General features: G+C 67.7%; 4 protein-coding genes. All 4 read left to right on the plus strand.

Annotation, left to right across the window (positions count from 1 at the left end; translation table 11 throughout):
* Positions 1-1,545: type VI secretion system Vgr family protein (locus C998_RS14200; protein ID WP_038082135.1), on the plus strand; the 1,545-nt coding region annotated here is incomplete at its 5' end.
* Positions 1,535-2,008, plus strand: coding sequence for a hypothetical protein (locus C998_RS0113440; RefSeq protein WP_231365009.1), 474 nt, complete (start codon positions 1,535-1,537; stop codon positions 2,006-2,008). The genes C998_RS14200 and C998_RS0113440, both read left to right, overlap by 11 nt.
* Positions 2,009-2,121: 113 nt before the next feature.
* Entirely contained in the window at positions 2,122-5,514 is a 3,393-nt protein-coding gene (locus tag C998_RS0113445) for a toxin VasX (RefSeq protein WP_018871398.1), read from the plus strand.
* A partial coding sequence (locus C998_RS14205; RefSeq protein ID WP_018871399.1) for a hypothetical protein occupies positions 5,511-6,548 on the plus strand: 1,038 nt, incomplete at its 3' end. The genes C998_RS0113445 and C998_RS14205, both read left to right, overlap by 4 nt.

A 6,548-nucleotide genomic window follows, 5' to 3' on the forward strand; every position in this document is an offset into this window, starting at 1 on the left:
TACCACTCCGACCGGAAACCCCGCGTCGACGGCCCGCAGATCGCCCGCGTCGTCGGCCCCGAGGGCGAGGAGATCCACTGCGACGACCACGCCCGCGTGAAGCTGCGCTTCCCCTGGGACCGCTACGCCGAGGACAACGAACACGCCAGCGCCTGGATCCGCGTCGGCCAGGCCTGGGCCGGCCCCGGCTACGGCAGCGTCCTGCTCCCGCGCATCGGCCACGCCGTGATCGTCGACTTCCTCGAGGGCGACCCCGACCGCCCCGTGGTCACCGGCGCCGTGCACGACGGCGACAATCCCCCGCCGTACCCGCTGCCCGAACACAAGACCCGCTCCGTGCTGCGCACCCGCAGCCACCAGGCCGAGGGTTACAACGAACTGCGCTTCGACGACGCCCGCGACGCCGAACAGATCCACCTCCACGCCCAGCGCGACCTCGATCTGATCACCCGCAACGACCGCCGCGAGACCATCGAACGCCACAGCCATCTTGGCGTCCACGGCGACCGCCTCGCCGAGGTCCGCGGCAATGAACACCTCACCGTCCAGGGCGAACGCCGCGAACACACCGCCGCCGACCAGCACCTCACCGTCGACGGCACCCTGCACCAGCGCTTCGGCACCGCCCAGCTCGTCGAGGCCGGACGGGAGATCCACCACGCCGCCGGCACGAAGATCGTCCTCGACGCCGGCGCCGAGATCACCCTCCAGGCCGGTGGCAGCTTCATCAAGGTCGACCCCTCCGGCGTCACCCTCAGCGGCCCGAACGTCCGCCTCAACTCCGGCGGCAGCCCCGGCTCCGGCAGCCCACCGCAGGTGCAGATGCCCGAACATCCCCGCAGCGCGGACGCGAGCCCCCGCAGCCGTTCGAGCACCTCCGGACCCGCGCCCGGGGCAGGGGCCGACGCCATTCGGGAGGCCTCGATGGCCGAAGGCACCGCAGAGCGTGAGCGGGAATTGCTGGTGGATATCACCAGCGGCAGTGAAGACGGCCAGCAGGTCCGCCTGCGCCAGGGTCGGGCAGACGCGGCTGCTACACAGGCACGCACGCAAGCACGGCCCTCCGATGAGCACCAGGGCGCGGGCAGTGGACCAGATAGCACAGCTGCCGCAAAGGAGAGACCCTCAAGTGAAAAAGAAGAGGGCACTGCCGGAGCTGCAGTGGATCAGTGGAGGTTTGCCCGTGAACTGGCTGCACAAGGGCAGACCGAACGGGTGGTGTCAAACCGGAGGCTAAAAGTAGAGCTCATCAGCCACACCATCGGCCTTGATGGTGCGCATGTGGCCGTATGGGTCAATCCGCTGGACGACAGTGGAGAAGTAAAGCCGGTCGCGCGAGCACTTCCGCCCGTGGGCCGCCCCAGGGCGGAGCCCGACTTCAATGTAGGCGGGCATGTCGGTCTCGGACAATCCGTGACTCGAGTCATCGATGCCGGTTACGACTCCGAGGGAGGACACCTCTGGACTCTTGAGCTACCCAGGCAACAATCACCCCACAACAATTCGCATGGCGTTGCCGTCCGGATTTATACCCTTGTCGATTGAAATGAGCCAAAAGGTCATGAAGATTTCTGCGAACATGCTGTTTTTGGCTCTCGCCCTTTTGCTGGCGGGTTGCCCGAACACCTCTGACCGCGAGGCCTCGTATGCAGGAGAAGACCGTGGCGGCTGTATCGTGCGCTTCGACTTGACGGGTGATCTGGACACGCCCGATGCCGTAAGGCAAGTGAATGACATGATCTCGCGCACCATCGGCAGGCAGGGCCTCGCCGCGCAGTATCGCATTGCCTCCGTATCGTACAACTCGCCACGTCCGGAATATGCCGTCCGTTATGTAAAGGACTGCGGCAAACGCCATGAACATACGGCAGCTCTACTGGAGCACCTTGTCCGTGAGATCGACGCGATCGAGAACTACCACATATATGAACGCGACTACGTCGACGAACATGATCTTGTCATGACGCAAGGGACGCCCTGGGGGCCACCTCCGGAACAGAGCAAATGAGCCCACCCACCGGGTTTTGAACAACGTGCCTGCCCGGAAGGCCTCGTTCCGGCCGGCTGAGAACCATTCCCGCTTTTCAGCGCGGAGCGACTTTCGAACGAGGAGCACAAGGAATGAGTGAAGGCGATCTCAAGGAACTGAACGAGGAGGCCGTGGAACTGGGCGTGCGCCGCCGCGCCGAGTACTCGGACGAGGAAGACGGCACCCTGGCGCTGGTGATCCCGAAACGCGAGGGGGGCGGCGAGATCGAGATCGCGCTGCTCGAGCATGCCCGCGCGGTCGAGGAGCGCGAGGACGGGGAACTGCAGGACAACACCCTGGTGGCCATCCGTCCGCTGGCACAACTGGTGCGGGGGCTGCCCGCCCACCTCGGGGGTGGCAGCGAGGACGCATCGGTGACATTCGGGATGCTGCGGCCAGGCTATCTGTATGTCTTTGTCCGCGATCGGCTGTGGCGCGAACTCGAGGTCGGTCCCGACGGCCGCCTCAGCGACGTGGACCTGGCCGCCTGCCGCGAGCAGACCGACACCGGCGAACTGCCCGATGAACGCCCCGCCGAGGGGGAGTGGCTGGAACACATCCTCGCTCCCGCGATGCTGCAGGGGGAGGCCACCCTGCACAAGGTGCGTCTCGCCTACAGCGAGATCGCCTGGAGCGGCTCCTACATCCGCTGGTTGGAGGCGGACCCCGCGCGGATCAAGTCCCGCAGCGCCGCCATCAACGCGGCCGCGGCGGTGCTTGCTGACGGGGAGCGCCAGTTGTCCCTGACGCGGGGTTTCCCCGCCGGCCGCCTCGCCGACGTCCTTGCCCTGCGCCGGCGCGATCTCGGCATGGAGCTGATGCTGGAGGCCCCCGAAGCCTTCACGCCCGACTTTAATGCCCCGGCCGAGGACGAACTGTGCGCCCGTCTTCGGCACCGCTGGGCGCAGGCCGGCGAGGACGACCGGGCCGCTTCGCTGGATCTGCAGTGCGAGGATGGCGAAGACCTGCTCGACGGCCGGCGGGACAACGACGGCGTCATCGCCGTGCCGATACCGGACCCGCTGTTCGCGCTGCGTCACGCCCTGGCGCAGATCCATCTCGCCCAGCACTACCTCGACGCCCTCGATGCGGAACTGGCGGAGCAACCGCTGGGGCACTCGGCCCGGCTGATCCGCCAGGCCCTTTATGCCGCACCAGAGGACGGGGGCACCAACCCCCTCGCCGACTATCGGGACGCCTTCGACACCGAGCGGCTGGACGCGGTTCTCCAGCAACCCGAGCGCGACGCCACGGTGGCCCTGCTGAACCGGCAGCTCCACACCCTCCAGTGGCTGGCGAGCGAAGGGCAGATCACCGCCGTGCTGCGCGACTTCACCAGCCATCACGACCTCGGCCTGTGCGAAGGGTATGCCCTGTGCGCCGACCTTCTCGGTGTGCTGCAGCAACTCCCGGGCGTCCTGCACGATCACCCGGATAGCGCTCCGGCAACACGCGCGCGCAACCTTCTGCAAACCCTGCTCACGAGCGCCGACCTGCAATCGCTGTGGAATCCGTCGGCCCCCGAACAGGCCGATGCCACCGCGCCCGGCACGGACGACGGCGATGGTGCCCCGTCGGTCGCCCTCCTGCGCCGGCTGGCCGGGGACGACAGCGAGATCGACGAGGCCCGGGCCGAGGCGCTGGGCCTCGAGACGCTCGGGCTGATGGCTCGCAATCTGGCCGAACAGGAGCAGGAGCAGACAGAAGCCGTTCTCCACCTGACCAACGCCGGCAGGGTCGGGGGGCTCCTGCGTGCGGTGGTAAGCCAGTGGAGCCAGGCCGTGCTGCGCGCCGTGGAACGGGTGTCCGACGAGGTGGAGGTGATCCGGCTGCAGCGCCTGTTCACCGCGGTCGAGAGCCACGCCAACCTGATCGACGGCGACCTGGGCGGTGAACTGCGCATCATGCGCCGAGGCGAAGTCGACCTGGACCGCTACACCATCCTGGGCGTGCATGGCGACGGCCTCCACTGGGGCCTCACCGACCGCGACCGCGCCAGCGAAACCCTGCAGACCCGGCGGGACTACCTCTTCGCCGACCAGGTCGATGCCGACGGCAACGTCACCGGCTCCACCAGCCCGAAACGCATGAGCGCGGAGGTGGACGACGCGATCCGGCGCGTGGCGGGGTACACCCTGGTGTTCGTGCTGCCCGCCGGCCACCCCGAGGCAGCCCGGGCCGCCCAGCTCCGCCTGACCAAGGTGGCCGAGCAGGCCCGGGTCGTGGTCGATGGCCCGGCCATCTCGCGGATGCTGGTGGGCTTCGCGATCTATAACCTGGGGCGTGAGGCTTCAGGGCTCCTTCAGGCCGAGAAACAGGGGCATGTTGCACTGCAGCGGACGAGAGCTTTTGGAGCCTTCATCGACCTGACAGCGGCCTCCATGAAGCTGCATACCGCCCTGTACCCGGAACCGGTATCGCGGACGGGGCGTTTCGTCCAGCGGCCTTGGTTCGACATGAAGAACTGGCCGCTGATCGGTGCCCGATTGCAAAAGGTCGGGGCCAGCACCCTGGTCCGATCCATAGGCATCGCGAACTTCCTGGCCGGCGTTGCCGCCGTCGGCATCAGCGCCTGGGAACTGCGCATCAGCCTGCAGCAGGGCGATCGCGGCGCCGCCGCCGGGCATGGCGTGGCGGTGGCCGGTGCCGCACTGTTCGTGACCGCCCCGCTGCTGACGGGCCTGCTGCTGATTCCCGGCTGGGGCTGGGCCCTGCTGGGCCTGGGGCTGGCCATCGGCGGCACCAGCTACGCCGCCATGAACCAGGACACCGACTTCGAGCAGCTGCTCCGGCAGGGCCCGCTCGGCACCCATCCCCAGGCGGAGCCGGAATCCACGGACGACACCCGCTACTACCCGCAGTTGCTCACCGCGCTCAGCCCCGTCGAGATCGAGGTGCAGCGCTACCACCGGCTCGGGGCGGACGAGCAGCAGGCCCTGCTGGCCAGCATCGGCGAGACGGCCGGGCCCGGCAACCGCGATTACGTCGTCACCGTCCGCACGCCCCTGATCAGCCGCTTCCGGATCGGCCCGGGCGAATCGTTGACCCTGGCCGTGCAGGAACTCACGCAGACCACGGCCACGACCCCCACCCGGTTCGGGGATCAATACGCCTCGACCTACATTACCGAGGCACCGGACCCCTTCGTGATCGGCCGGCGCCAACTGCTGCCACGGGAGAGCGCCGTGCGCTTTCTGGTCCGGCGCCGGGCCGCCGAGGAACGGGTCGACTTAGGCAACGTCGCTGTCTCGTCCAGCGCCCGCTTGCGGATCGCCCTGCAGGCGCGCATCCAGTGGGAGGGGGGCGAGATGGTCCTGCCCACTCCGGCGCTCACGCAGTACGAGCCCTACCGGGACGGCGAGCATGGCGACCCACCGGGTCGAGCGCAGCGCACGGTCAACAATCCCTTCACCGCGCTCGTCAAACAATTGACCGGGCGCTCACAGGACCCGCTGTACTGGCACATCCAGGAGTTCGACTTATGAGCTGCCCCGACCCCTCCGGTGACTACGCCCCCGGGGCCTATCGCCCGGATGCCATCCCGCCGCTGCCCGCCCCGCCGAGGGCGCGCGACCGCTTCGGCGAGACCCTGCTGCCGTTCGGGGACTACGCCCACATCGACCCGCACCAGCAGGTACTGGAAGACGCCGAGTTCGTGCAGCACCAGGAACAGCAGGACCCGGAGTTCTACCGGTCGGACGACTGGTGGTGGGATCACGAGCGGATCCGCTTCCTGAAAAGCCAGCTGGGGCTTTCCGTGCTGATACTCGCGGTTCCGGTGGTCTATGTTTTCGCCCTCCTGGCCATTCCATTTTATTTTTCCATTGTTATTGACGAGGCCCTCTCTGAATATAATGATTTTATCTATGTCTCTGTGATCATGCTGATCTTAGGGGCCGGCGTTCTGGGCGCACTAGTGATCGGTGCCTACACCACCCAACCCCTGATGATCGGCCTGATCCACCTCGGGGCGTTCCTGCTCAAGCCTTTGCACGGGGTCATCGCCGCCCGCAGCCAGCGCTACCTGGACAACCGCAGCAGCGAGTTCAATCGCCGCACCGGCCAGGTCCGCTTTGCCCGGGGCCGGCGCAAGCCACCGCTGGAGGCGCCGTTCGTGGAGTTCGATGCCTATCTCGAGCGGGTGGTGCAGCGGGGCGGGATTTTCTACCGGCTGATGTTCGTGCACCGCTACAGCGGCGAGCAGTTCAACCGGACCTCGCTGAGCGGGGTGGTCGATCACGACCACGAGGTGCGCGCCCTGTGGGACATGATCCAGCGCTACATGGACATCACCCAGCCCATGCCGGACGTGCCCCGCCTGGAGCCGTTCCGCGCCCGCGACCCGGTGACTGCCGAGCACGACCGCCAGACCGGCCGCGACCCGCGCTTCTGGCGCGACCTCGATCTGGAGGCCTGGAAGTCCGGCGAGGGCGCCGAACGCCGAAGGGCCCAGGCCCGCTTCCCCTGGCGAAATCAACGCTGCCGGCTCACCCCGCAGATCGGCCGCATCGGCATGGAC

Origin of the sequence: Thioalkalivibrio sp. ALgr3 (assembly GCF_000377325.1) — a bacterium.
Classification (GTDB): Bacteria; Pseudomonadota; Gammaproteobacteria; order Ectothiorhodospirales; family Ectothiorhodospiraceae; genus Thioalkalivibrio.

Excerpts from the sequence above, each read along its gene's own strand:
- C998_RS0113445 (WP_018871398.1), top strand. The coding sequence starts at position 2,122 with ATGAGTGAAGGCGATCTCAAGGAACTGAACGAGGAGGCCGTGGAACTG.